Raw genomic sequence first — 23962 nt, 5'->3', positions numbered from 1 at the left:
GTCACGCGGGCGAGGCCCGGGCGCCGTATCATGCGAGAGAAAAACAAACTTTAGCTGCCTGTCAAGGCAGTGCTCGTGCTCTCGGAATTGCCCATGGATAATGTCCAGTTTTTCCATTACCTGCTAGTGCTGATGGCGGGCGCGTGCGTTCTGACCTGGCTCGCGGACCGCGTGGCATTTCCTCCCGCGCTCGCGCTGCTGGTCGGCGGGTGTTGCGCAGCCCTGTTTGGCGGGCATTCGCCTGAAATCGACCCCGGTCTTGTGCTTGCAGCGGTCCTTCCGCCGCTCCTGATGTCGAGTGCGTTTTATACGGCGTGGGACGACTTTCAAAGAGAAATCGGCCCCATCATTTCCCTGGCATTGGGAGCCGTGATGTTCACTACGGTCGTCGTCGCGGCCGTAGTCCACGCTTTTAATCCTTCGGTGCCGTGGAGCGCGTGCTTTGCATTGGGCGCTATTGTCTCGCCGCCTGACGCAGTCGCTGCGAAGGCGATACTTCAACGTAATCCGCTGCCGGCCAGGTTGGTGACCACGCTCGAGGGTGAAAGCCTGGTCAACGACGCGTCGGGCCTCCTGCTTTATCAGATAGCCATTCTGTCTGCATCGACGGCCAACATTACGCTGGCAAAAGGCGGCCATCTCTTTGTCGCGCTCATAGTCATTGGAGTCGCAGTAGGAGCGCTGAGTGGCACCGTGATGACCTGGGTGATAGCCAGGATCGAGGATGTCGCTATCGGCATCACGGTGACATTCATCATGGCGTGGGCAAGCTACGCCATAGCTGAGGAAATGGGCGGCTCTGGTGTCCTCTCGGTTGTGACGTGCGGACTAATATTGGGGATTAGCCAGCATCGGATTTTCGGCGCCAGCATGCGTCTGAAGGCGAAGGCCACATGGGAAGCAGTCGAGTTCATTCTTAACTCTCTGGTGTTCATCCTTATCGGCCTCGCACTGCGCGGCATCATGGTCCGCATGCAGCAGCAAGATTCGTTGCTGGTCGCTGGTCTGAATATGGCCATACCGACCATCATCGCTACCTTCGTTGCGAGACTGGTATGGGTCGCCGTCGCGATGTACGTTCTGGGGCAACTCCTCAAGAAGACACGGATAGTTCGGGCCTGGTCGCTTCGCGAGTCTGTGATTCTCGTGTGGGCCGGTATGCGCGGAGTAGTCAGCCTCGTGGCAGCGCTCGCGTTGCCCAACAATTTTCCCGCGCGCGACCTGATTATCTTCAGCTCCTTTGCGCTCATCATATCTACCCTGGTCATTCAGGGCGGGACGTTATCGTTTTTGATTCGCCTCGTTCGAATTCGTCCGGTGAGGCGTCAGACGATGTCGGAGCTGGAGGCGAGGTCAAAAACATTCAATGCGGCGTTACAGGAGCTGGGCGCGAGAAGGGCCGGCAGCGAGGGGGCCGAAGATGTCGCGCTCGAGCGGCTTCTGGACGAATACAAGGTTCGGGTAAGCAATAATGAACGAGCGCATCGCGAAGGGGCTGAGCAGGTCAATGTCAGAGCGCGACAACTTCGCCTGGAATTAGACATGGTGAGCGTATCGCGCCGGGAACTATTGAAGCTCAAGGAGGCAGGTCGCATCGACGATGCAGTCCTGCATCGGATAGAAGCCGAACTGGACTTCGAAGAGCTGAGGCTCTCGCGCCTCATGGAACCCTGACTGGAGCGAGCCAGGCGCACTGACAGTTCTGTCCGGTGATAACCAGACAGTCCGCGCTCAGTGGAGAAATCGGTGACCGAGTCTGCTTTGAGGCGCTTCCCCACGCAATAACTTGCGCTTTCCAATCGCTATGAAATCAATTCAGTCAAGGATTCCAGTGCCCAGTCGACGAGCAGCAACGGCCTGACGTAGTTCATACGGGAAGACATGAAGCTTTGCGACACGCCTTCCTGGGCGCCACACCCCCGTTTGAGGCGGAGCGCCGACCTTCTCAGAACAGGTACATACCAGCCACAAAAATCACGCCTGAAAACAGAAGCGCCGTCACGCAGTAGCCCATGATGTCTCGAACGCCCAAACCGGCGATAGCAAGTGCGGGCAGTGCCCAGAACGGCTGCGCCATATTCGTCCACGCTTCGCCGTAGGCAATTGCCATCGCGGACTTGCCGAGGTCCGCGCCAAGTGCTTGCGCTGCCGGCATAACAAAGGGACCTTGCACCACCCAATGACCGCCGCCAGACGGCACCGCGAAGTTGATGAGCGCCGAACTCAGGAACGCCAGAAGCGGGAATGTGTGGACGTTCGCGATGTCGACGAACCACTTCGTAATTACGCCAGCCAGCCCGGAATGGTCCATAAGCGCCTGAATGCCAGCGTAGAACGGAAACTGAATCATGATGGCGGAAGCGCCTTTCGCTGCACCGGCCACAGCGCGCGCGTATGCCATCGGCGTCTTGTGAAGCACGATACCTGCTGCGAGGAAGACGAGGTTCACGGTATCGATATCAAGTACGAAGCCTTTCTTGACGAATCGGATTACCAGAAATACGGCGCACAGTGCCGCCACCAGGAGCGCCAGGATACGGCTTTCTTCCAACCTCTCCGCGAACGTCGCGTTAGGGGGCAGTTTGCGTTCAACGCTTGGCGGGTCCTGCAAGAGCGCTGGGTCCACCGTGATGACATCCTCCGGCTTCGGCATCATGAGTCTTGCCAGAATTGGCAAAAGAATGATGAGGCCGATCGTGATAAACGCGTTGTAGCCGGTGAATATGGTTTCGATACCGGGATCAGACCTACTGTCTTCTCCATCGGATTGCCCTTTGTCGCGGCCACGAGCGGCACAGAGCCAGACAGGCCACCGTGCCACGTCAGGAAGCCCATGTAGGCGCTTGCAACGAGGAGGCGGTAGTCCGTTCCGGGGACGCGTCTCGCGACCTCACGTGCAAGCATCGCACCAAGGACCAGACCGAAGCCCCAGTTAATGGCGCAGGCGACTCCGCCCACAAACGCCACCAGCATCACGCCTTGGCCGGGTGTACGCGCGGAGCTCGCCAAGGCGACCAACATCCGTTTGACCGGGCCTGAGCTCGCCAACGCGTGGCCGGTCACAAGAATCATCGCCATCTGCATCGAGAACGCGAGCAGATTCCAGAAGCCAGAACCCCATAGCATCACCAGGTCCGCAGGTGCCTTCGGCGTCAAACCAAGCGCGAGCGCGAAGGTCACGATGGTCAGGAGGATGGCAAAAATCAGGGGGTCCGGCAAAAACCGGTGCACCACCTGAGTAAAGAAGGCGGAAATTCGCTGAATCAAGTGTCTACTCCTTATCGCCAATATGAAGTCGGCCTGCTGTCATTGTTATGGGCGGTAAGCCGCGCGCGGCGATTCTTACACACAACGAAAAATCCTGCAGCGACGAATGCCACGACTGGTGCAGTGAGTAAAGACGGCATTGATCGATAGATGCCGCCCACGGCAAAAGTGGTGCCTTGAACAGACAGACGGGATATCGCGAACCGCAGAAGCAGCGACCAGGAGAAGCCGAGCTCGCACATGCGCGTACGCCACGAACATGCGACGGCGCCGTCCCGATCGTCACTATAAGCGGCGATTCAGACCAAGCTAATTGACTCACTTCTGACAACGGCGCCGTGGATTGCGCGGCGCGGATGGGCACAGATGGATTTACTTGTCGACTCCGTACGGAGCGCATGTGACCTTTCCGATGGCAGCACAGGTCAGCAACAGCGTTGTTGCAGGGGACGCAAGGCGTGTCGAATCATTGGGGCCGCTAAGCTGACCTTGTGCCACATCAGCATCCCTGCACCACGCCCTTAGGGCGAATTGAATCTACAGGTGGGTCAGGAGCCGAGGAAACAGGCTTTTCGAAACTCTGCGAATCACTTCCGGGACCGACGCGGCGCGCTTCGAAACGTTATTGTCGACTTTGTATTCAAGTCACCCACATTGATGCCGACACCTGGTGCCCCCGTCAGCAATCAGGCTGACATCATAGAGAACCGCCCGTTGGGAGCAATGCTCGCAGCTGAGCATCATGAGTGTATGAAAATCGCCCAATGAAACTGAGCCGCCGGGATGACGAGTAACCACCTTATGCTGTACCGAGGTCTGCGGCCGTCACGAGAATGCGAGCACCCCGCAATGCCCGACTTTTTCTGTCGGCCACCTCCAGTATTCGCCTAAGTCCGCGTTCGAAAGCCGAGACAAGCGTTGCGTCGTCGGATTCCCGTCGAAACAGAAAATGTCGTTCCAGCGCATCGCGAGTTACCGCGCACGCAATATCTCGACCCTGCGACATCAGGGTGAAGGTCAGCAGCCGTCCCTCGGCAAAAAACCCGGGACGTCCTTTTATTGCCAGCATCTCATCCTCAGCTTTACATCAGATTGGTGCGCCCTCGAAACGAGGGCCATAGCATCACAATTACCGGTTCAGCCCACATATCGGGCTTCGTTACGATAACCCGAGCTTATCAAGGACATAAAAGCGCTGCTGTGTTTCAAATCCCTTGAGGTGTTACCAGGTGTTTCAGTACCGTTCTGGCGCCCGCCTATGCTGGCTACAGGCCGCCCGTGGGGATCCCGGCTCGGCACGCTAAAGCCTGCCTGCATGCGTCAGACACCGCCGAGAAAGACAAGCGTTAGCCGCACTGGGCTGTCAACGAGCGGGAAGTCCGCCGCCACGGGAATGCCGCTTGCTCCAGTGCCCATCACAGGGCGCTCACTGGCAATGAACGCTAGAGTCGATTAACCCAAGGAGTAAGGAATATGGACCCAGTTTCGCACGGCATTATTTTTTGGCTAATTATTGGCGGCATCGCTGGGGCTCTGGCCGGCCGGATTGTTGACGGTGGCGGTTTCGGTATTCTCGTCGACATCATTGTAGGGATTGTCGGCGCATTCATCGGAGGATGGCTTGGAGGCGCTCTTGGATTGCATCTGGGAAGCGGCATCATCGGCTCACTGATTACCGCCTTGCTTGGTGCTGTCATCCTGCTGGCAATCCTGCGCCTCTTCAGCCGGGGGCGCGCGCGCTCACTTTGAATCGGCAGTTGGTTGGTTTTGGCGGCTGGTCCGCCAAAACCAACTAAGGTGGTGATAAGTCTGTTAGCCAGGAAACGCGTGGTCTAACAGCGCTGACTTCTCCCCAACAGCGGTTGGAGCTTTCAATTCTGGAATCACAATCGTGGAGCAATAGCGCCGTATTACCGTTCTCCAAACTCTCTTTCGCCAAGAACGATTTTGTGCACATTCGATGGGTAAACCCACTGCAGCGCCTGACATTCGATAAGCTTCATGAACGCAGGCGGTCCGCTGCAGATTACGTGTGAGTTCGCGCGGGTGGGACTCAAGGCGTGAGCCGTAGCACGCGCAATCTGCTCCTCGCTTAGACCGATTTGGTGGCGAACCTGAGCACGGTCGCGAAGTTCGTCCAAATCCGCCCGAAAGACAGCTCGCCCGGGTGTTCGAGCGAAGTTGTGAATATCGAGGCAGCATCCTGCCATTGAGGCGATTTGCCTTGCGACCCCCGCGATAGCTTTGACTCCAACGCCAGCTGAGAACAGGATATAGCGCGCGCTTTGGTCCAGGACAACGGCCGCGCTTCGCGGCACCCCTACGAATATTTCATCTCCTCTGTTCCACGAGAATCCTGAACTTGTTTGCGCCGTCTCCCTGGCGTGCTCTTGCCGGATTCCTAGTACAAACGCGTCGCGCCGTGAAGGAGTGTGCCACAGCGGGTGTGACCGCATGGTTCGGCTTCCATTGTCTGGAGCGAGGTCGACAATCGCGCCGTCTTTGAATGGCGGTAGTTCCGCACGGTGCTTTGTCTCCAATTCGACCGCGTGATAGCCCTGAGCGAGCGGCCACTTCCGCGTCACAATCGCTGCAATCATATTTTCGTCCATGGCTGTTCCGTTACGAACCTACAGAGGATGGGATGTGCGCGGTATGACAACTCAGAAGTTCAGTCGGCCCGACGCTTTGTTTCGATACCGGATTCAGAGTAGGACCCGTCTGTGCCGACCGCAAGATGCGATGGTTGAATGCCGTGTATATGGCGACCTCGATAATCATTTGCTCCGGCCCACCTGGGTTATGAGGGCAATCGTGGCGTGCTCCCTTCGGGGTGCCGAGAGTAGTGCCAGATGCTGGTAAAACAGCGAGATTTCTTCACTCGGGAAGCCGGGCACACCGGTTGCGCATTGGAGTTGTCCTGCGCCACGACGTCTGCGTCTGATTGCCGGCGAAGTCAGTTCATCACGTCAGGGAGGCAATCATGAAAGCAATAAGGAAAAATACGTTGGTGCCGAATTGAAAGAGAATGCGCGCCATCGTTGCGCAGGCCATATACGGAAACAACGGCAGACCTGAGAGCATGGCGTGCAGTTCGTCATGCGAGTCGACGTCGACAATGCCGTAGTTGGCATATTGACCGACCACGCGATGCAGTTGCTGCCATTTGCCCTGACGTTGAGTCTCTTGCGAGTAGGCTTTTTCGCGAGCCTTGATTTCGTCAGCCTGAGCCAGCGGCATATCGTGTGGCAGTTGAGGCGTTCATCAATAGATTGCTATCGCCGGAGACACGCGCAGTACTAGTAAGCGGTCTCTTCGCCACTTCGCTCACTGTCTGATTTCCGCTTCTTTTGAAGTGACGGAGACCGTTCGGTCAAGTGAGCTGCTACGTCCTTATCCGGAGAACCCGCTGCCGCGAACTGCCGTCGATATTCAGCGGGCGTTGTTTGCTTTGCCGCCCTGAACTGCCGATTGAAATTCGCGACGTTCGCGAAGCCCGAACGAGCAGCGATGACGGCGACGGGCAGCGCGGTGTCAACCAGCATCCGGCACGCGTGACCAATCCGAACGCGGGCGATATATCGACCGACGCTCTCACCGATATGCTGAACAAAGTAACGTGTGAGCGTGCGTTCCGACAGGCTGGCGGCCGCGCAGAGATCTGCCAGTCGCAGCGGTTCGGCAAAGTGCGCGTCGATCATCGAAAGGACCCGGTTGATCCGTTCGGGCTCGTGACCGGATGGGCCGCTTGCCTGGTTGAAAGCACTCGGCGAGGCGAGTGGCTGGCCCGGCGCGTCGGCTAGCGTGCACAAAATATCGAGGGCAGCGCCAAGGCGCTCGCGTGCTCCGCTCGATAGTAATGAGTCCAGGTGGCCGCGCATCCATTGGCCGGCAGGCGGCTCGAAGGCCAGCCCACACGCGGCCCTGCGCAACAGCTTGCGCAGCGGTTCATATTCGGGGCAACAATCCGCCATACGCCGCGCCCAATCGCCGTCGAACCAGATAACGATGGCGACTTGTGGAGAGGACGGTTCGATCGAACGATTCGACGCCCAGGTGTGAGGAAGATCCGGCGGTACGAGGACGAGATCCTCAGCCGCATAGTCGTTGACAGAGTCGCCGATGTAGCGCTTGCCATGACTGTTCATGGTTAGCGTTAGCTCGTACTCCGGATGGTGATGCCACTCGAACGGAATACGGGGCAGGCGCCGATGGTAAACCCGCAGCGAACAGTCTTCACCGAACTCGACATGCTCATAGGCTGGTTTCATGGCCGAAAACGCAAATTAATCGCCTGAATAGTATCACCAAAGCGCGCATGCACGTCATATCCTCGGGCATACCCAGTCCAGACGGAGACAATCATGGCGTTGAAAATCGAAGATTTGCCGAGCGCGATCCGGCAGGCGAAAAGCGCGCTGCGCGCGGCGTTGCCAAACTACCGGGAGGTCTTCGCCGAAGTCGAAGAAGCGATCAGCGCCGAGGCGAAGCGAATCGCCGGACAACGCGATCGCGGGGAAGACGTCATACCCGAGATTCAGTTTTCCGACATCACCGAACAGCGCGTCACCGCGGACCAGATCGCGCTCGTCAAGGCGCGCGGCGCGTGCGTGATCCGCAATGTTTTTCCTCGTGCGCTGGTGCAAAGTTGGGATGAGGAAATTGCCGACTATGTCGAGCGCAACCATCTCGACAAGCGCCTCGAAAACCGCGCCGAAGACAAATACTTTGGCCAGTTGGCGTCCAGCAAGCCGCAAATCTACGGCGTGTACTGGTCGAAGCCACAAGTACGGGCCCGTCAGTCGGAGTCGCTGACAACGGCGCGTGTGTTCCTGAACAAACTGTGGCGCAATGAGAGCGAAGGCCGCGTGCACTTCGATCCGGCGCGTGTGCCTGTCTATGCCGATCGTCTGCGCCGCCGCCCGCCAGGCTCCGAGTCGCTCGGCTTGTCGGCGCATTGCGACGGCGGCTCCGTCGAGCGCTGGATCGAAAGCAATTTCCGCAAGGTCTATCGCCACGTGTTTGCGGGGAACTGGCGCGACTACGATCCGTTCGATGCGGCTTTCCGGCCTGACGTGGAGGAGATCGCGTCGCCGGCCGTCTGTTCGATGTTCCGCACGTTCCAGGGCTGGACTGCGTTGACGCCGCAAGGCCCGGGCGACGGCACGCTGCAACTCGTTCCGATCGCCAACTCGATGGTGTACATCCTGCTGCGCGCGCTTCAGGACGACGTCGCCGAGGACGACCTATGCGGTGCAATGCCCGGGCGGGCGCTGTCGATCAAGCGGGAATTTCATGCGCCATTGTTCGAGGCACTATCGTCGATTCCCAAAATGGCAGCGGGCGACACGGTGTTTTGGCACAGCGACGTCATCCATGCCGTCGAAGACGAGCATAGGGGTGCGGGTTATAGCAATGTGATGTATATCGCCTCGGCGCCCGCGTGCGCCAAAAACGACGCTTACCTGAAGCGCCAATTGCCGAGCTTCCTCAAGGGTGAAAGCCCGCCTGATTTCCCGACTGACCACTTCGAAGTGGATTTCAACGGCCGCGCAACTGCCGACGACCTGACACCGCTCGGCAAGGCGCAACTTGGGTTTGACCTGTAGATCGGCAAAGACGGCGAAGCGATGGCGCGTCGCCGGTGTTTGCCAAGGGCGTGTATGTCGGCACAGGTCAGTGATCGACCGCGGTGCGTGTGGGGATTCGCACGCTTTTCTGGCGGTTTGCGAAAACCAATCCACAAAAGCTTCTTTGCGATTCCGTATCCTGATCGCTAGATTCATTGGTATAGCGATGAATCGACGGAGGTCGCATGGCCACACTCACAGCGACGCTTATCTGGGGCGGACTGCGGCATCCTGTGCGAAGCCTGCGGACGCAATGGTCAAAACATTCGGCTGTTTCGGCTGAGGAATCCTCAGACGGGACGGCTGCCGCTACGCACACTTCGCCGTCACCGGAGCGGCTCGAACGTATCGCGGCTTACGCGCGCAGCGGCTATTTCCATACGGAGTACACCGCAGGGATGTTTATCGTGCCGCTCGAGTTCCCCCGGGAATAACCCGGGCCCGAGTGGCGCGATCAATCAGCGCGAGCCACGACGGGCGAACGAAGATTTTGTGCTTTGCATTTCTGCGGGAACGCTTTCGGCGTTGCGGTGGGCGCCCGTGCCTTGGCGCACTGGGTTCGGCAGGGTGTACGGCGAGGCCGGAGGCCGTAAGCAGCATCAGGCACCATCAAGCAGCATCGGCAGGGGACGATTAAACTGGCGCGACCTGGTTGCGATGGAGTTCGCTACATGTCACGTCAGCTTCGCCTCGGCGCTTTCATGCGTCCCACGACGATTCACACCGGCGCCTGGCGCTATCCCGGCGCCTGGCCCGACGCCAACTTCAATTTCGCGCATCTGAAGCGTTTTGCGCAGACGCTGGAGCGCGGCCGCTTTGACGCGTTTTTCATGGCCGACCATCTCGCGGTGCTCAACATGCCGCTCGACGCGCTCAGGCATAGCCACACAGTCACGTCGTTCGAGCCGCTGACGCTGCTGCCCGCGCTGGCCGCGGTCACTGAACGGCTGGGACTGATTGCAACGGCATCCACCACGTTCGAAGCGCCTTATCACGTAGCGAGGCGCTTTGCCTCGCTCGATCACATCAGCGGTGGCCGCGCGGGATGGAATCTCGTGACGACGTCCAATCCCGACGCGGCGCTCAATTTCGGCCTTGACGAACATGTCGAACACGACGAGCGGTATCGACGTGCCCGCGAGTTCTTCGATGTGGTCACCGGGCTTTGGGACAGTTGGGCCGACGATGCCTTTATCCGCGATACCGAAAGCGGCACATTCTTCGATCCGCAGAAACTGCATGTGCTGAACTACAGAAGCGAGAACTTCTCGGTGCGCGGGCCGTTGAATATTGCGCGCCCTGTTCAGGGGTGGCCCGTCATCGTGCAGGCGGGTTCATCGGAAGCAGGCAGGCAGATCGCCGCTGAAACCGCGGAGGTCGTGTTCACCGCGCAAAGCCGGCTGGTCGACGGCAAGCGCTTCTATGCCGATGTAAAAGGCCGTATGGAAAAGCTCGGTCGTAATCGCGATCACATGAAGATCCTCCCGGCCGCCTTCGTCGTGGTGGGCGATACATTGGATGAGGCGCTGGAAATCCGCGCGCGGCTCGACACCTTCGTCCACTACGAGAGCGGCATTGCTTCATTGTCGATTGCATTGGGGCACGACGTCTCCGGTTTCGATCCGGACGGCCCGCTGCCCGAGATCCCCGAGACCAACGCGAGCCGGACCTCGCGGCAACGGGTGGTGGATTGGGCGCAGCGCGACGGATTGACGATCCGCCAGCTCGCTCAGCGCATCGGCGGATACTCGGGACTCGAGATGGTCGGCACGGCGGCGATGATCGCCGACCAGATGGAGCAGTGGCTGGTGGAGGAGGGCTCGGACGGATTCAACGTGATGTTCCCGTATTTGCCGGGCGGTCTCGACGACTTCGTTGACAAGGTCATTCCGGAGTTGCAAAAGCGCGGGCTGTTCCGGCGCGAATACGAAGGGACGACGCTGCGCGAAAATCTGGGTCTGCCCCGGCCCGAAAATCGATTTTTTCCGCGTGAGGTAACCGAACCGCAAATCGGATAGCAGGGTGTGGACTTTGGCGCGGTTCGTCATGTTCGGTTTGTCACGTTCGACAGGCCGTTCATTGGCGGACCGCCTCTGGAGACGCGATTACGCCTCGCCTCCATCGCGATTCGACGCAATGCACACCTTCCTCCCGCTCATAAGGTTATGACCTTTGCTTGGTTGCCGCGCGCCGCGCGGCGCGCTAACGTCGTCCCGTTTGGCATCCGGCACGTCTAACCGTTCACCTGGCCGATCCCCGCAGCGCGGGATCTACCCGTCAATTTCCTTTCGCGAACTTCCATGAGCAAACGTAGCGGGCATCTGCGTCTCGGCGCTTTCCTTTACCCTACCGGGCACCACATTGCGGCGTGGCGGCATCCCGAGGCGCAGGCGGACGCCGGCGTTAACTTCCGTCACTATGTCCAGCTCGCGCAAGCAGCCGAAGCCGCGAAATTCGACCTGGTCTTTCTCGCCGACGGCGTGGGCACCCGCGGCGACAACGTCGACTTTCTCAGCCGCACGGCGCACAGCTACGTGGCGCAGTTCGAGCCGATTACGTTGCTGTCGGCGCTGGCGGCCGTGACCGAACGCATCGGTCTGGTCGGCACGGCCTCGACGAGTTTCAACGAGCCGTATCACATTGCCCGCAAGTTCGCCTCGCTCGACCACATCAGCGGGGGGCGGGCGGGGTGGAACCTGGTCACCTCGTCAAGCGAGCATGAAGCGAAGAACTTCAACCGCGACAAACATTTCGACCACGCCGAGCGCTATCTGCGAGCGGCTGAATTCGCGGAAGTCACAGCAGGACTTTGGGACAGCTGGGAAGACGGCGCTTTCGTTCGCGACAAGGCCGAAGGGCGTTTCTTCGATCCCGCCAAACGGCACGTACTGGATCACAAGGGACGTTTCTTTCAGGTGAAGGGGCCGCTGAACGTGGCTCGGTCTCCGCAGGGGCATCCGGTCGTCGTGCAGGCCGGGTCGTCCGAAGCGGGCCGCGAGCTGGCCGCCAGAACAGCTGAGGTGATTTTCACGGCGCAGCAAACGCTGCAGGACGCGGTGGATTTTTACGCGGACGTGAAGGGGCGCATGCAGGCCTATGGCCGTCATCCGGACGATCTGAAGATCATGCCGGGCGTGTTTCCGATTGTCGGCCGCACCGAAAGCGAGGCGAGAGAGAAGTTCGAGCAGTTGCAGTCGCTGATCGATCCGAAGGTTGGACTGGCACTGGTATCCGGGCTGACCGGCGGGTTCGACCTGTCGGAATATCCACTCGACGGCCCGATTCCCGAACTGCCCGAGACGAATGCGAGCAAGAGCCGCCAGGTGTTGACGATCGATCTGGCTCGCCGCGAGAACCTCACGATCCGCCAGCTCTATTTGCGGATCGCGGGTGCGCGTGGCCACTGGCAGCTCGTCGGCACCGCAGCCCAGATCGTCGATCAGCTCGAAGAGCGCTTCGTGAATCATGGCGCTGACGGCTTCAACGTGATGCCGCCGGTATTGCCTGACGGCCTGACCGATTTCGTCGAACTGGTAGTGCCCGAACTGCGGCGACGCGGCTTGTTCCGCGAGAACTATGAAGGCCGTACGTTGCGCGAGAACCTCGGTTTGCGGCGGCCTGAGAACCGGTATTTTCTTGCGTAACAGAAAGCGCGAAACCGGGAAACCGGCCACCAATCAGCACCTTTCACGCAGTACTTGCCATCAGGTACTGCCGGTCTCAGGAAAGTCGAGGCTGCACACGCGTTTCGCGTGCAGCCTCGAATCTGCAACATAACTTTCCACGATTCGTTATTTCCTCCATGCGCATCCATCGCCTACGCTGAAGCGATAGGCGTATGCGTCTACTGCCGCCACGCGCTGCGTGCGGCGGCTACAGGCAATGGGGATTCCAATGACCGAGTCTATCGAACAAGGGCAGGAGGGCACGCGTCTCGCGTGGATTGCCGGCGTGGGTGCGAGCGCCGGACTGGGCGCGGCGCTCGCACGCCGTTTCGCTCGCGAGGGCTTCAGTGTTGCCGTGACAGGCCGCTCGCGCGAGCGGCTCGATGCGGTCGTCGACGAAATACGCAGCGCCGGCGGCCATGCTGTCGCATTGCCGGGTGATGTCACGCGCGAAGCGGATCTGACTGGGATCGCGCAGCAGCTTGCCAACACCGGCACGCTCGAAGTGGCGATTTTCAACGCTGCGGGCGCAACGCGTGCACCGACGCTCGAACTGAGCGCGGAGCAGTTCGAAGTGGCATGGCGCGTCACGACGCTCGGCGGTTTCCTGTTCGCGCGGGCGGCGCTGCCGTCGCTGCTGGCGGCCGGCCGAGGCTCGCTGCTGTTTACCGGCGCGACCGCATCGCTGCGCGGCCGGCCGCCGTTTGCCGCGTTCGCTTCCGCCAAAGCCGGCTTGCGCTCGCTCGCGCAGAGTCTCGCGCGCGAATTTGGGCTAAAGAATATCCATGTCGCGCATGTGGTGGTCGATGGAGGCATCGACGGCGAGCGCCTGCGTACGTCGGCGCCGCAGCGAGTGGCCGAACGTGGCGCAGACGGCCTGTTGAATCCCGCTGAGATCGCCGACGCCTACTGGTATCTCCATCAGCAAGGGCGCAGCGCGTGGTCGCAGGAAATCGATCTGCGGCCGTTCAACGAATCGTTTTAACGTGATGAGGATGTGAACATGAGCGATATCGTCATCGAAACACCGGCGTCCGCCGCGACGGTTGAGGCCGAGTTGAATTACCTCGAGTTCACCGGAGAGAAGCCGGTGTCGTATCAATACGACCCACCGCCGGGTGTGCCGAAACGCAGCGGCGTGTACCGGCCGCATCGCGTGAGCATTTCAAATGCACGCGTCGCACCGCCGCCTGGGCGGTTGTCGCTCGATCGTAACGGCTTCGAACTGCTCCGGCACGCTAGCGCATTGCGCGATTTCTCCGATCCGGCGAAGATCGAATCGGTCTATTACCGGGAAGCAGAGCAGTTGCTGAAACAGGCCACGGGCGCTCGCCGCGTGGTCGTGTTCGATCACACGCTGCGTGACGGCGACCCCGAGCGCCGGGATGGCACGCGGGAGCCGGTCAAGTACATCCATAACGACCAGACGTTTGTCTCGGGTCCGCGCCGGGTCCGCGATCATCTGCCGCCAGATGAAGCCGAGCGTCTGCTGCAGGGCCGTGTCGCCATCGTCAACCTGTGGCGTCCGATCGGGGACACAGTGCGATCGTCGCCGCTCGCGTTGTGCGATTCGCGCAGTATCACGCTCAACGATCTGGTGGCGTCCGACCTGGTTTATCCCGACAAGGTCGGCGAGACGTATGCGTTGGTATTCAATCCGCGGCACCGTTGGTACTACTTTCCGCACATGTCGCCCGATGAGTTCCTGCTGCTAAAAATCTACGATTCGGCGGGCGACGGAATCGCACGTCTAACGGCTCATACGGCATTCGACGATCCCACTACGCCGGCCGATGCGCCGCCGCGTCGAAGCATCGAGTTGCGCTCGCTATTGTTCTTTTGAGTGGCGGCTTGCGCTGCCAGGCAGGAGCAGTGACGTCTGCTTCTGCATCGCAGAATAGGCAATATCGAAAGCGCGAATTCTTGTTTGTTTGTGATTCGCGCATTTACGCAGACGCGAGTGTCGTCAAAACGGCGTAATGGATGTTGGGGCGGCTCAGTTCAGCGCAACGGCTGCGGCAGCGCTGACCGGCGAGCCTTCGATCGCCACCGATTGCGCACCGTCGGGGCCAACGGGCACGTCACCGACCAGTGTTGTGCGATACAGCTGCCGGTCGAAGTCGAGATCGAAAATATCCGTGGGCGCGAGGTGAGCGGTCGCGCGGTTGTCCCAGAAGGCGACGCTGCCGGCTTCCCACTTGAAGCGCACGGTGAACTCCGGCCGGGTGACGTGTTCCCAGAGCAATTCAAGCAGCACCTGGCTTTCGCGTGGCGTGACGCCGACAATCGACTTCAGGAAACTCGGGCTCACATAAAGCGCCCGCTCACCCGTTTCCGGATGAACTCTGACGAGCGGATGTTCGGTGACGAGAATACGTTGTTCGACGGCCCTGGCAAATGCTTCCGTGCCACTCGCACCAGCCGGTGGCGTGAAGCGATGCAGCCCGCGCAGGCCGTCGACGAATGTGCGCAGCGGCGCGGAAAGCTTCTGATAGGCGGCCACCAGATTGGTCCACTGCGTATCGCCGCCATAAGGCGGAATCGTCACGCCACGCAGGATCGACGCCCAGGGCGGATTGACCGCGGCGGTCACGTCCGTGTGCCAGCCGGTCCACGGCCGCAGCAGCGCCTGACCTTCGAAACGCGTCGCTTTGCGGTACTTCGAGACCGAATAGATTTCCGGATGACCGTCGACATGACCGAACACTGGATGCCCTAAGGTCAGCTCGCCGAACTGCGCCGAGAAAGCAACGTGTTGCTCGTGCGTCAGGAACTGCTCTCGAAAGAACACGACGCGCCACTTCAGAAGCGCCGCGCGAATGTCCGCGATCTGGCGCGTGTCCAGTTTCTGCGTGAGATCGACACCGTGAATTTCAGCGCCAATATGCGCGGAAAGCGGGTTGACCTGAATCGACTGTATGTCCTGCACGGCGGCTGCGCTCATGGGGGCTCCTTATGATAAAAACGTCTCGCATCAATAACCCGCTACCGCGGGTATCTGTTTTGTCTCGGCGGCATAGCGATTTTCGGGTCGGGGCAAGCCGAGGTTCTCGCGCAGCGTGCGCCCTTCGTATTCGGTGCGGAAAAGTCCACGCCGTTGCAGTTCCGGTACCACCAGTTCGGCGAAATCCGTCAGCCCGCCCGGCAGCCACGGCGACATGATGTTGAAGCCATCGGCGCCTTCCTCCTCGAACCACTGCTGTAGCTGGTCGGCGATGCTTTGAGGCGTGCCGACCACCTGCTGATGGCCGCGTGCGCCGGCAATACGCAGATACAGGTCGCGGATCGTCAGGTTTTCGCGCCGCGCCAGATCGAACAGCAAACGCTGCCGGCTCTTGCCGCCGTTGGTTTCCGGCAACTCGGGCAGCGGCCCGTCGACCGGGTACTGGGACAGGTCCACGCCGCCCGACATGTTCGACAGCAGCGACAGACCGACGGTCGGATGAATCAGGTCCTGCAGCGCGGCGAACTTCGCTTCGGCTTCTTCCTGCGTGCGGCCGACGATCGGAAAAATGCCCGGCATGATCTTCAGATGATCCGGCGCGCGTCCGTACTTCGCGAGGCGGCCTTTGACGTCGCGATAGAACGACTGCGCCTCCTCGAGCGTCTGATGCGCAACGAAGATCACCTCCGCGGTTTGCGCCGCGAGTTCGCGACCCGCCTCCGACGCGCCGGCCTGCACGACGACCGGCCAACCCTGCGGCGAACGCGCGACATTCAACGGTCCGCGCACCTTGAAGTGCTTGCCGGCATGGCCGAGCACGTGCAGCTTGTCCGGATCGAAATAGACGCCGCTTTCCTTGTCGCGGATGAAGGCGTCGTCTTCCCAGCTATCCCACAGGCCCGCCACCACATCGTAGAATTCGCGCGCGCGTTCGTAGCGGACCGCGTGATCGGGGTGGCGTTCGAAATTGAAATTGAGCGCCTCGGATTCGGTGCTCGACGTGACGAGATTCCAGCCGGAGCGTCCGCCGCTCAGATGATCGAGCGAGGCGAATTTGCGCGCGAGGTTGTAGGGCTCGTTGAACGTCGTGGAGACAGTTGCGATCAGGCCGACATGTTTCGTCACGACCGAAAGCGCGGACAGCAGCGTGATCGGCTCGAAATGATCGGCGCGCGCGGTGCGAGAGAGCGACGGCAGATTCGTGTCGCGCACGCTCACGCTGTCGGCGAAGAATACCGCGTCGAATTTGGCGCGCTCGGCGATCTGTGCAAGTTCCGCGTAGTGTGCGAAGTCGAGTCCTCCGCTCGCGTGCGCATCCGGATGCCGCCATGCGGCGATATGATGGCCTGTCTCCATCAGGAAAGCGCCGAGTTTGATCTGCCGCTTCTGCTGATTCTTACCGCTCATCGTCTTCTCCGTGATTGTCTGGTGTGCTCGAGGGAAGCAGCGCGCTTCACCACGCGAGGCGCCATTCGGTGATCGGCGGGCTCGCCGCGGGCGCGGTTTGAATGCGCGTGCCGCCGCCTGGCGTATCGTCTTCGGCAGGCGCGCGACGCTCGCCGTCATGCTCGGCGAAATCGGCCAGCACCTCGTCGCGCAAGCGAATGAAGCGGGGGTCGCTTCGTTCGCGTGGACGCGGCAACGCGACATCGACGATCCGTTTGATGCGGCCCGGCCGTGGCGCCATCGTGACGACCCGATCGCCGAGGTAAAGCGCTTCGTCGACATCGTGTGTAACGAGAATCATCGTAATGCGCTCGTGTTCCCAGATGCGTTGCAACTCGTTTTGCAAGCGGGCGCGCGTGAGCGCATCGAGCGCGCCAAACGGTTCGTCGAGCAGTAGCACACGCGGGCGGTTCACGAGACCGCGCGCGATTGCCACGCGCTGCGCCATGCCGCCCGACAGCTGATGCGGGTACGAATTTTCGAAGCCGTTCAGGCCGACGAGCGCGATATGCTGTGCAACCGCATCGCGCTTTTCGCGTGCGGATAGTGGCGCGTTACGCAATGCAGCGAGAATGTTTTGCGACGCCGTGAGCCACGGAAACAGACGATGGTCCTGAAACACGATGCCGCGTTCGAGCGAGGTGTCGCGCACTTTTTCACCCGCGACGACGATGTCGCCCGTGTAGTCGGTGTCGAGTCCCGCGATCAGCCGTAACAGCGTCGACTTTCCGCAGCCGCTCGAACCCAGCACGCTGACGAATTCGCCGGGACGCACCCGCAGGGTAATGTCGTCGAGCACCGCGAGTGGGGTGCCGTCTTGCTGCGTGTAGCGCTTGCTGACGCGGAGAATGTCGATGCTTTCGGAAAGCGTCGAAGAAGTCATGAGCGGTTCCGGTAAGGAGAGGTCAGGTACGTGTTTATCGTGCGGCTTGCGGCGAACGACGTGCAAAAATCGCCCGCTCCACGGCGCGCGCCAGCGCGTTCAACGCCCAGCCGGTTAGGCCAACCACGATCACGCCGAACAGCACGAGGTCCATGCGGAACTGCTCGCTGCCGTCGATCAGCGTATTGCCGATGCCGCTGCCGGCTACCAGCAGATATTCGGCGCCGAGCGTGGCGAGCCACGAGTAGATCAATGCGAGGTAGATGCCCGTGAAAATCGACGGCAACGCAGCCGGCAGGATGACGGCGCGGATGAGTTGCCAGCGCGTGTAACGGAAGGCGCGCGCGACTTCGATATAAGCGCGCGGCACCGCGTGGATGCCGTCGCAGGTGTGAGCGGTGACGGGCAGCAACGCGGCGAGCGAGAGGAAGACGACTTTGGCCGCATCGCCGAGACCGAACCACACGGAGATCAGGGGGATCCACGCGAACAGCGAGATCTGTTTGAACGTGTCGAAACTCGGGCCGATCATGCGTGTGGCGAGCCGCGAGAAACCCAGCACGCTGCCGAGCAGCAGGCCGCCCAGCGTGCCGATCACGAAGCCGCTCGCTTCGCGCGCGAGCGAGGCGGAGAGCGCTTTGAACAGCGCGCCGCTAATGATCTGTTGCCATGCGGTGGCGAGCACTTGCGCGGGACTGACCAGCAGGCCGCTCTTGACCACGTGCGCCTCCGAGATGGCCCACCAGATCGCAATGGCAACGATCGGCAAGACGGCGCCGCGCCAGTCGACGCGCGCCAGCAGCAACCGGCGTGGTCGCGCCGCGCGGCGGAAGGCGGCGGGCACGTTGCAGTCGCAGGACGTGTCGGCGGCGGGCTTCGAGCGGGTGAAGGAGAAGAGACTCATCGTAGATTCCTCAAGTGCGGCGCCTGGGTGCCGTGGGCCGGATCACCCGCGGTCAGTCGCGAAATGCCGACGGTTGTCCGCGCCGCAAACGCGCTTCGAGTGCGTCCAGCGATCGGTTCACCGCGTAACCAATGGCACCCACCACGACCACCGAGGCCATCACCAGGTCGAGCTGAAACAGTTGCCGGCCGTAGACGATCAGATAGCCGAGCCCTTCGGAGGACGCCACCAGTTCAACCACCACCAGCGCGAGCCAGGCCTTGGTGAACGCGAGGCGCACGCCGGTGGCGAGCGTCGGCACCGCGGCTGGCAGGACCAGATAGACGATCCGTTGCCAGCCGTTGTATTCGAATACCCGTGCGACTTCGTTGAGCGAGGCAGGCGTCTGGCGGAATCCTTGCAGCGTGCTCAACGTGACCGGAACCAGCGCCGCATGCGCGATCAGGATGTATTTGAGCGGCTCTCCGACGCCGACGAGCAGCAGCAGAAACGGCAGCCAGCCGAGTACCGGAATTTGCACGAGCGCATTGAAACTCGGCAGGACATACGCTTCGAAGGTGCGCGACAAACCGAGTGCCGCACCGAGCACAAAGCCGACTACGGTGCCCGCCGCGAAGCCGAGCAGCACGCGTTGCAAACTGATCAGCGTGTTGCTCGCGAGATCGCCGCTCTTCGCCAGCTCGACGAAGGTGTCGAACACGCGCTCGGGCGGCGGCAAAATCTGCGGCGCGATCCAGCCGCGCTCGCAACCCACTGTCCATAGGGCGAAGAGGACGGCGGGCAATACCCACGGCGCAAGCCGCCAGGCGAGTGCGCGCAGCCGTGGATTGCTATGCAGGGGCGGATGCGAGGCATCCGGCGACACGGCGACGGCGCTGAGTCGTTTGTTGTCGACCGGGAGTGCGGTTTCGCTCATCGTGATGGTTCCCGTTTTAGCTGAGCGGCTTGCCGGCGGCGTCGTAACGCGTCCAGTAGTGGTCGAGCTTCAGTGTGCTTAGCGCGTTGTCGAGATATTTCGTCTCGAACCAGCCATCGACCTGGACCGGCTGACGGATCAGTTTGAGTTTCAATGCATCCGCCGCGACGGCTTTATAGCGCGCGACGATGAACGGGTCGATCAGCGGCGAATTGCGGTCTTTCAGCTTTTGATTCGCGTATTCGGCCTGCCATGACGAATAGGGCACGCCGCTTTTGGCCCAGAGCTTGAAGAGCGCGTCGCGGTTCGCTTCATCCGACGACCATTGCGAGCCTTTGACGAACACGTTGACGACGCGCTGCACGATGTCCGGATGCGCGCGGTCGAAGTCATCGACGACCAGCAGATGCGATTGACGCGTGAATTGCGGCCCGTCGTTCTGCGATTCGTAGATCACCTTGGCGAGCCCCTGGTCGCGCAATTTGTACACGTGGTAATCGTTGACCGACGCATCGATGCCCTTGGAGGCCAGCGCGGCGAGCGAACTGGCGGTATCGAGATTGATCACGCGCAGATCGCGTTCGTCGAGCTGATTGGCGGCGAGCGCGTTGTCGGCGACCAGTTGCAGATTAGTGCCGCGAAAGATCGATACGCGGCGGCCCTTGAGGTCCTTGACCGAGTGCACGTCGGAGTCGGTGGGCACGGCGACCTTGACGCCGGTGCGCACGCCCGAGGCGAGCAGAAGATGGGTCTTCAGGCCGTTGGCGCGCGCGAGCACCGCGGGCAGATCGCCCTGGAAGGCGAAGTCGAGCGACTTGTCGGCGATCGCTTCGTTGACCGCGGGGCCGGCGCCTTTGAAGAACAGCCATTCGACCTTGATGCCATCGGCGGCGAATTCCTTTTCGAGCGACTGCTGCAGTTGCACGGTGGCCGCGGGCGTCCCGCCAAAGGTAGGCGGATCGCCGGTACCCTGCTGCGCGACGCCGATCCGGATCACGGCAGGCTTGTCAGCATAGGCGTGAACCGCGGCAAGCGACAGCGTCGCCACGGCAACGAAAGTTTTCAGCAGACGGAAATAGCGCATTCGGCAATACCAATCGAAGGAAGGGAGCGGGTTGCGAATTCAGGGGGGCCGATAACTGGCACTACACGTTAGATTCGCGTGCGCTCGAATCCAACCAATCATTGCTGATAAGAAAATATGCAGTAGTTCGAACCGGCTAACTGCGTGGCTATGGCGTCGGACACTGGCGTTCTGAGCGGCAGCGGCTATTGCGATCATTTTCGTGGGTTAGTTTTGTGCGATGACGCTATATCGGCGAATCGCCTGTTCGGGCAACGAATCAGACCGCCATCATTGGGTCGGCGACGCGTTCAGGAAGGAAATCCCGCTTTATGCCGATGATCTGAAAGTGGTCGGCGTGCTCAACAGCGGGACCGATTCGAACCGCCTGGCGGATGGGGTGTTCTCGAACGTGCTGGCTTGGCGGCGCGCGCTGTCTGTGCGCCATGCGGTTTACGTCGATCGATATATGAATTTATCGTTTGGCCACGGCAATCGGCTTCATTACGCTAGCGGGCTTGCCTATGACGCGTTGCCATTGTCTCTATGAATCCGCATGATCATCCGCCGTCGCGCGGCCGTCGTCGATTGCTGGGCCGCCTCGCGGCCGGCGGTCTCGCTGTTTCACACGTGGCGGCGGCAAGCGAACTGCTCAAGCCGCTCGAGGTGGCGCCATCGAGCCGCGTACCAGGCGCGCCGATCCTCGAGCATCCGTATGGTGTGCCTTCAGTGCACGAGGCGGACGTCGTGCGCCGAAGCGCGCGCGTGTGGCCGCTGCCTGGCGCGGCGTCTTCGATGACGCCGTTGGCCGACTTGCACGGCACCCTCACCCCCAACGGTTTGGTGTACGAACGTCATCACGGCGGCGTGCCCGACATCGATCCGGATCAGCATCGGCTGGCGATACACGGCCTGGTGCGCACGCCGAAGCTGTTCACGATCGACGATCTGGTGCGCCTGCCGTCCGAGTCGCACATCCATTTTCTCGAATGTTCCGGCAATACCGGCAACGAATGGAACGGCCCGAGCGGCATGCCGGTGCAGCTTACGCATGGTCTGCTGTCGTGTTGCGAATGGACGGGGGTGCGTTTATCCACCTTGCTGGAGGAGGTGGGCGGGGTGACGGCGGGCGGCAGCGCAAGCGGTAGTGGCTGGATCCTGGCCGAAGGCGCGGACGCCGCGGCGATGACGCGCAGCTTGCCGTTGGATCGGATACTCGATCGCGCGCTCGTGGTCTATGCGCAAAACGGCGAACGCCTGCGCCCGGAAAATGGCTATCCGTTGCGTCTGATCGTGCCCGGCTTCGAAGGCAATACGAACGTCAAGTGGCTGCGTCGGCTGAAGGTGGTCGACGCGCCGTTGGAAACGCGCGAGGAAACCTCGAAATACACGAGCCTGCTCGCGAACGGCACCGCACGTCAGTTCGCGTTCGAGATGGACGCGAAATCGGTGATCACGCGGCCGTCGCCGGGACATCGTCTCACCACGCACGGTTACTACCCGATCACCGGTCTCGCCTGGTCGGGGCGCGGGACCATCCGCAAGGTCGAAGTGTCGGCCGATGGGGGCGCGACGTGGCATCTCGCGCGTCTGGACGGCGCGGTCCGCGACCGGGCGCTGACGCGCTTTCAGGCGGACTGGCGATGGGACGGCGGCGCTGCCGCGATTCTCTCGCGCGCCACGGATTCGACCGGCTATGTGCAGCCCACGCGCGCTGAACTCGTCGCCGCGCGGGGACTGAATTCGCAGTATCACTACAACGCGATCCAGCAATGGCGTGTCGAGGCAAGCGGGGAGGTGCGCAATGCGTGATCGCCTTTTGTCACGCGCGCCGGCGCGGGTGCACAACGCGATGCGGCAATGGCGTGTCGACGCCAGCGGGGAGATTGGCAATGCGTGATCGTTATTCGCTACATACGCTGGCGTGGAGAGCCAGCGCGATTCAGCCTTGGCGTCTCGACGTAAGCGGGGAGGAGGGCCATGCGTGATCGCCATTCACTACCCAGGCCGGCGCGGGTGGCGCTGGCCGTGCTCCTGTCGCTCACGGCGCTGGCATCCTGTTCATCGATCGCGCCCGGCGAGCTCAACGCCGGAACGCAGTACGGCATCGGCACGCCGCTCACGGACCAGGATCTCGCTGCCTGGAACATCGACATCGCGCCGGATGGCCGCGGCCTGCCGCCGGGCAGCGGCGACGTCGCTACCGGCGCGCACCTGTTCGCCGCCAAATGCGCGGCGTGTCACGGCGCGCGAGGTGAGGGTGGTCTTGGCGATCAACTGATCGGCGGGCTGGGGACCTTGACCAGCGCCAGGCCGCAGCGCACGGTGGGCAGCTACTGGCCCTATGCGACCACCTTGTTCGACTATATCCGCCGCGCCATGCCCTACAACGCCCCCGAATCGCTTTCCGCCGACGAGGTGTACGCGGTGAGCGCTTTCCTGCTCAACCAGAACGGGGTCGTGCCGGCGAATACGCGGCTCGACGCGGCCACGCTGCCGCGTGTAGTGATGCCCAATCGCCACGGCTTCGTGGCCGATCCGCGTCCGGGACAATTGTGACGATTGTGAGCCGTGCGTGCGCGCCCAAGGACAGACGGCGACACACGCCGGCAAGCATCGCGTCCGGCCCGGCGGTCAAGGTCATGGAAGCGTCAGGGCTGGGCTCCCCGGCTTTCAGCGCGCCAGCAGGGAAACGGTCGCGATGCCGAGGATGGTCATCAGCAGCGACGCGCCCACATGAATCACCACTTCACCGGCCGCCCAGCCAAGCCGGCCGTCCTGCAGGCGCTGTACGACTTCCGCTGAGAACGTCGAGAAAGTCGACAGGCCGCCCATCAAACCGGTGATGACGAAGAGCCGCCATTCGGGCGCGATCTGCGGCGCCCGCGCGAACCCCGCGACCGCGACGCCGATCACGTAGCCGGCGATGACATTGGCGGCGAACGTGCCAAGCGGCAAGCCGGCGAACACGCCGTTCAGACGGATGCCGAGGAACCAGCGAAACAGCGAGCCGAGCGCGCCGCCGACGCCGACGGAGAGAATGGACCAATACATGGAAATGCCCTGGTGAAGCGAAAAAGGTCGTCAAACCGGGCTGAACGGGACGTGCGATGCCGCGTCCGCAGTCATCCGGGCGAAGCAGGCATCATCAGCCACAAGGGCGGTTAAAGGAGAATGCCATCTCCAGCGCGCAAGTCTAGCATCGGCGGCCCGATTGGGGGACAGGTGGAGGCGGCGCAATGTG

At 61.4% G+C, this 23962-nt stretch carries 20 protein-coding genes, 2 pseudogenes and 1 riboswitch; of the genes and pseudogenes, 11 read left to right on the top strand and 11 right to left on the bottom strand.

The genetic code is table 11. The features are described 5' to 3' along the window. Nucleotides 1-93: 93 nt before the first annotated feature. Nucleotides 94-1674, top strand: a complete 1581-nt coding sequence (locus P0D84_RS12755; protein ID WP_408336843.1) for a cation:proton antiporter — start codon at nucleotides 94-96, stop codon at nucleotides 1672-1674. Between the two features lie 271 nt (nucleotides 1675-1945). Here the strand turns inward: P0D84_RS12755 and P0D84_RS12750 are convergent. Next, a pseudogene (locus P0D84_RS12750) lies at nucleotides 1946-3267 on the bottom strand (TIGR00366 family protein). 799 nt (nucleotides 3268-4066) lie between these two features. Then, on the bottom strand, nucleotides 4067-4336 hold the full coding sequence (locus P0D84_RS12745; RefSeq protein ID WP_408336841.1) for a DUF1488 family protein: 270 nt from the start codon (nucleotides 4334-4336) through the stop codon (nucleotides 4067-4069). Between the two features lie 404 nt (nucleotides 4337-4740). Between P0D84_RS12745 and P0D84_RS12740 the strand changes: the two genes are divergently transcribed. After that, nucleotides 4741-5016 (top strand): GlsB/YeaQ/YmgE family stress response membrane protein, encoded by a 276-nt coding sequence (locus tag P0D84_RS12740; protein WP_408336839.1) that lies wholly within the window; start codon nucleotides 4741-4743, stop codon nucleotides 5014-5016. Nucleotides 5017-6231: 1215 nt separating this feature from the next. Here P0D84_RS12740 and P0D84_RS12735 read toward each other — a convergent pair. Next, on the bottom strand, nucleotides 6232-6519 hold the full coding sequence (locus P0D84_RS12735) for a muconolactone Delta-isomerase family protein (RefSeq protein WP_408339812.1): 288 nt from the start codon (nucleotides 6517-6519) through the stop codon (nucleotides 6232-6234). Nucleotides 6520-6566: 47 nt separating this feature from the next. Beyond that, entirely contained in the window at nucleotides 6567-7538 is a 972-nt protein-coding gene (locus tag P0D84_RS12730; RefSeq protein WP_408336837.1) for a helix-turn-helix domain-containing protein, read from the bottom strand. A gap of 93 nt (nucleotides 7539-7631) precedes the next feature. Between P0D84_RS12730 and P0D84_RS12725 the strand changes: the two genes are divergently transcribed. From P0D84_RS12725 to P0D84_RS12700, 6 genes are all read left to right on the top strand, one after another. Next, the gene (locus tag P0D84_RS12725) at nucleotides 7632-8876 is read left to right on the top strand and encodes a DUF1479 domain-containing protein (RefSeq protein ID WP_408336835.1); all 1245 of its coding nucleotides are present in this window, start codon (nucleotides 7632-7634) and stop codon (nucleotides 8874-8876) included. Between the two features lie 206 nt (nucleotides 8877-9082). Next, entirely contained in the window at nucleotides 9083-9331 is a 249-nt protein-coding gene (locus P0D84_RS12720) for a hypothetical protein (RefSeq protein WP_408336833.1), read from the top strand. Between the two features lie 237 nt (nucleotides 9332-9568). After that, nucleotides 9569-10915, top strand: coding sequence for an LLM class flavin-dependent oxidoreductase (locus P0D84_RS12715; RefSeq protein ID WP_408336831.1), 1347 nt, complete (start codon nucleotides 9569-9571; stop codon nucleotides 10913-10915). A 282-nt stretch (nucleotides 10916-11197) separates the two neighbouring features. Beyond that, nucleotides 11198-12541, top strand: a complete 1344-nt coding sequence (locus tag P0D84_RS12710; protein ID WP_408336829.1) for an LLM class flavin-dependent oxidoreductase — start codon at nucleotides 11198-11200, stop codon at nucleotides 12539-12541. Nucleotides 12542-12791: 250 nt separating this feature from the next. Further along, nucleotides 12792-13547: an SDR family NAD(P)-dependent oxidoreductase gene (locus P0D84_RS12705; protein ID WP_408336827.1), complete on the top strand. Its 756-nt coding sequence runs from the start codon at nucleotides 12792-12794 to the stop codon at nucleotides 13545-13547. Nucleotides 13548-13565: 18 nt separating this feature from the next. Beyond that, nucleotides 13566-14405 (top strand): CmcJ/NvfI family oxidoreductase, encoded by an 840-nt coding sequence (locus P0D84_RS12700; RefSeq protein ID WP_408336825.1) that lies wholly within the window; start codon nucleotides 13566-13568, stop codon nucleotides 14403-14405. Between the two features lie 153 nt (nucleotides 14406-14558). Here P0D84_RS12700 and P0D84_RS12695 read toward each other — a convergent pair whose 3' ends face one another. From P0D84_RS12695 to P0D84_RS12670, 6 genes are read right to left on the bottom strand one after another with little or no spacing between them, the layout of a single operon-like run. Beyond that, nucleotides 14559-15506 (bottom strand): TauD/TfdA dioxygenase family protein, encoded by a 948-nt coding sequence (locus P0D84_RS12695; protein ID WP_408336823.1) that lies wholly within the window; start codon nucleotides 15504-15506, stop codon nucleotides 14559-14561. Nucleotides 15507-15536: 30 nt separating this feature from the next. Then, on the bottom strand, nucleotides 15537-16913 hold the full coding sequence (locus P0D84_RS12690; protein WP_408336821.1) for an LLM class flavin-dependent oxidoreductase: 1377 nt from the start codon (nucleotides 16911-16913) through the stop codon (nucleotides 15537-15539). Between the two features lie 46 nt (nucleotides 16914-16959). Continuing rightward, nucleotides 16960-17835: an ABC transporter ATP-binding protein gene (locus P0D84_RS12685; protein ID WP_408336819.1), complete on the bottom strand. Its 876-nt coding sequence runs from the start codon at nucleotides 17833-17835 to the stop codon at nucleotides 16960-16962. A 34-nt stretch (nucleotides 17836-17869) separates the two neighbouring features. Further along, nucleotides 17870-18739, bottom strand: a complete 870-nt coding sequence (locus P0D84_RS12680) for an ABC transporter permease (protein WP_408336817.1) — start codon at nucleotides 18737-18739, stop codon at nucleotides 17870-17872. Nucleotides 18740-18791: 52 nt separating this feature from the next. Continuing rightward, complete coding sequence (locus tag P0D84_RS12675) at nucleotides 18792-19655, bottom strand: ABC transporter permease (RefSeq protein WP_408336815.1); 864 nt, start codon at nucleotides 19653-19655, stop codon at nucleotides 18792-18794. A gap of 16 nt (nucleotides 19656-19671) precedes the next feature. Next, a complete protein-coding gene (locus tag P0D84_RS12670; protein WP_408336813.1) occupies nucleotides 19672-20739 on the bottom strand; it encodes an ABC transporter substrate-binding protein in 1068 nt (355 codons plus the stop codon). Between the two features lie 253 nt (nucleotides 20740-20992). Here P0D84_RS12670 and P0D84_RS12665 point away from each other — a divergent pair. From P0D84_RS12665 to P0D84_RS12655, 3 genes and pseudogenes are all read left to right on the top strand, one after another. Next, nucleotides 20993-21139 (top strand): annotated as a pseudogene (locus P0D84_RS12665) (ABC transporter substrate-binding protein); the annotation flags it as partial. Between the two features lie 125 nt (nucleotides 21140-21264). Then, nucleotides 21265-22530: a sulfite dehydrogenase gene (soxC, locus tag P0D84_RS12660; RefSeq protein WP_408336811.1), complete on the top strand. Its 1266-nt coding sequence runs from the start codon at nucleotides 21265-21267 to the stop codon at nucleotides 22528-22530. A gap of 168 nt (nucleotides 22531-22698) precedes the next feature. Further along, nucleotides 22699-23277, top strand: coding sequence for a c-type cytochrome (locus P0D84_RS12655; RefSeq protein WP_408336809.1), 579 nt, complete (start codon nucleotides 22699-22701; stop codon nucleotides 23275-23277). A 114-nt stretch (nucleotides 23278-23391) separates the two neighbouring features. Here P0D84_RS12655 and crcB read toward each other — a convergent pair whose 3' ends face one another. Next, nucleotides 23392-23772, bottom strand: a complete 381-nt coding sequence (gene crcB, locus P0D84_RS12650) for a fluoride efflux transporter CrcB (RefSeq protein WP_408336807.1) — start codon at nucleotides 23770-23772, stop codon at nucleotides 23392-23394. Between the two features lie 78 nt (nucleotides 23773-23850). Next, nucleotides 23851-23912: riboswitch (Fluoride riboswitch) on the bottom strand. Between the last annotated feature and the right edge of the window lie 50 nt (nucleotides 23913-23962).

The sequence above is a fragment of the Paraburkholderia sp. RL17-337-BIB-A genome (genome assembly GCF_046025895.1).
Lineage (GTDB): Bacteria > Pseudomonadota > Gammaproteobacteria > Burkholderiales > Burkholderiaceae > Paraburkholderia > Paraburkholderia fungorum_C.
The sequence above is the reverse complement of the archived record's forward strand: the minus strand, read 5'-3'. Positions and strand labels throughout refer to the sequence as shown.

Excerpts from the sequence above, each read along its gene's own strand:
- P0D84_RS12755 (WP_408336843.1), top strand. The coding sequence starts at position 94 with ATGGATAATGTCCAGTTTTTCCATTACCTGCTAGTGCTGATGGCGGGC.
- P0D84_RS12745 (WP_408336841.1), bottom strand. The coding sequence starts at position 4,336 with ATGCTGGCAATAAAAGGACGTCCCGGGTTTTTTGCCGAGGGACGGCTG.
- P0D84_RS12740 (WP_408336839.1), top strand. The coding sequence starts at position 4,741 with ATGGACCCAGTTTCGCACGGCATTATTTTTTGGCTAATTATTGGCGGC.
- P0D84_RS12730 (WP_408336837.1), bottom strand. The coding sequence starts at position 7,538 with ATGAAACCAGCCTATGAGCATGTCGAGTTCGGTGAAGACTGTTCGCTG.
- P0D84_RS12725 (WP_408336835.1), top strand. The coding sequence starts at position 7,632 with ATGGCGTTGAAAATCGAAGATTTGCCGAGCGCGATCCGGCAGGCGAAA.
- P0D84_RS12720 (WP_408336833.1), top strand. The coding sequence starts at position 9,083 with ATGGCCACACTCACAGCGACGCTTATCTGGGGCGGACTGCGGCATCCT.
- P0D84_RS12715 (WP_408336831.1), top strand. The coding sequence starts at position 9,569 with ATGTCACGTCAGCTTCGCCTCGGCGCTTTCATGCGTCCCACGACGATT.
- P0D84_RS12710 (WP_408336829.1), top strand. The coding sequence starts at position 11,198 with ATGAGCAAACGTAGCGGGCATCTGCGTCTCGGCGCTTTCCTTTACCCT.
- P0D84_RS12705 (WP_408336827.1), top strand. The coding sequence starts at position 12,792 with ATGACCGAGTCTATCGAACAAGGGCAGGAGGGCACGCGTCTCGCGTGG.
- P0D84_RS12700 (WP_408336825.1), top strand. The coding sequence starts at position 13,566 with ATGAGCGATATCGTCATCGAAACACCGGCGTCCGCCGCGACGGTTGAG.
- P0D84_RS12695 (WP_408336823.1), bottom strand. The coding sequence starts at position 15,506 with ATGAGCGCAGCCGCCGTGCAGGACATACAGTCGATTCAGGTCAACCCG.
- P0D84_RS12690 (WP_408336821.1), bottom strand. The coding sequence starts at position 16,913 with ATGAGCGGTAAGAATCAGCAGAAGCGGCAGATCAAACTCGGCGCTTTC.
- P0D84_RS12685 (WP_408336819.1), bottom strand. The coding sequence starts at position 17,835 with ATGACTTCTTCGACGCTTTCCGAAAGCATCGACATTCTCCGCGTCAGC.
- P0D84_RS12680 (WP_408336817.1), bottom strand. The coding sequence starts at position 18,739 with ATGAGTCTCTTCTCCTTCACCCGCTCGAAGCCCGCCGCCGACACGTCC.
- P0D84_RS12675 (WP_408336815.1), bottom strand. The coding sequence starts at position 19,655 with ATGAGCGAAACCGCACTCCCGGTCGACAACAAACGACTCAGCGCCGTC.
- P0D84_RS12670 (WP_408336813.1), bottom strand. The coding sequence starts at position 20,739 with ATGCGCTATTTCCGTCTGCTGAAAACTTTCGTTGCCGTGGCGACGCTG.
- soxC (WP_408336811.1), top strand. The coding sequence starts at position 21,265 with ATGAATCCGCATGATCATCCGCCGTCGCGCGGCCGTCGTCGATTGCTG.
- P0D84_RS12655 (WP_408336809.1), top strand. The coding sequence starts at position 22,699 with ATGCGTGATCGCCATTCACTACCCAGGCCGGCGCGGGTGGCGCTGGCC.
- crcB (WP_408336807.1), bottom strand. The coding sequence starts at position 23,772 with ATGTATTGGTCCATTCTCTCCGTCGGCGTCGGCGGCGCGCTCGGCTCG.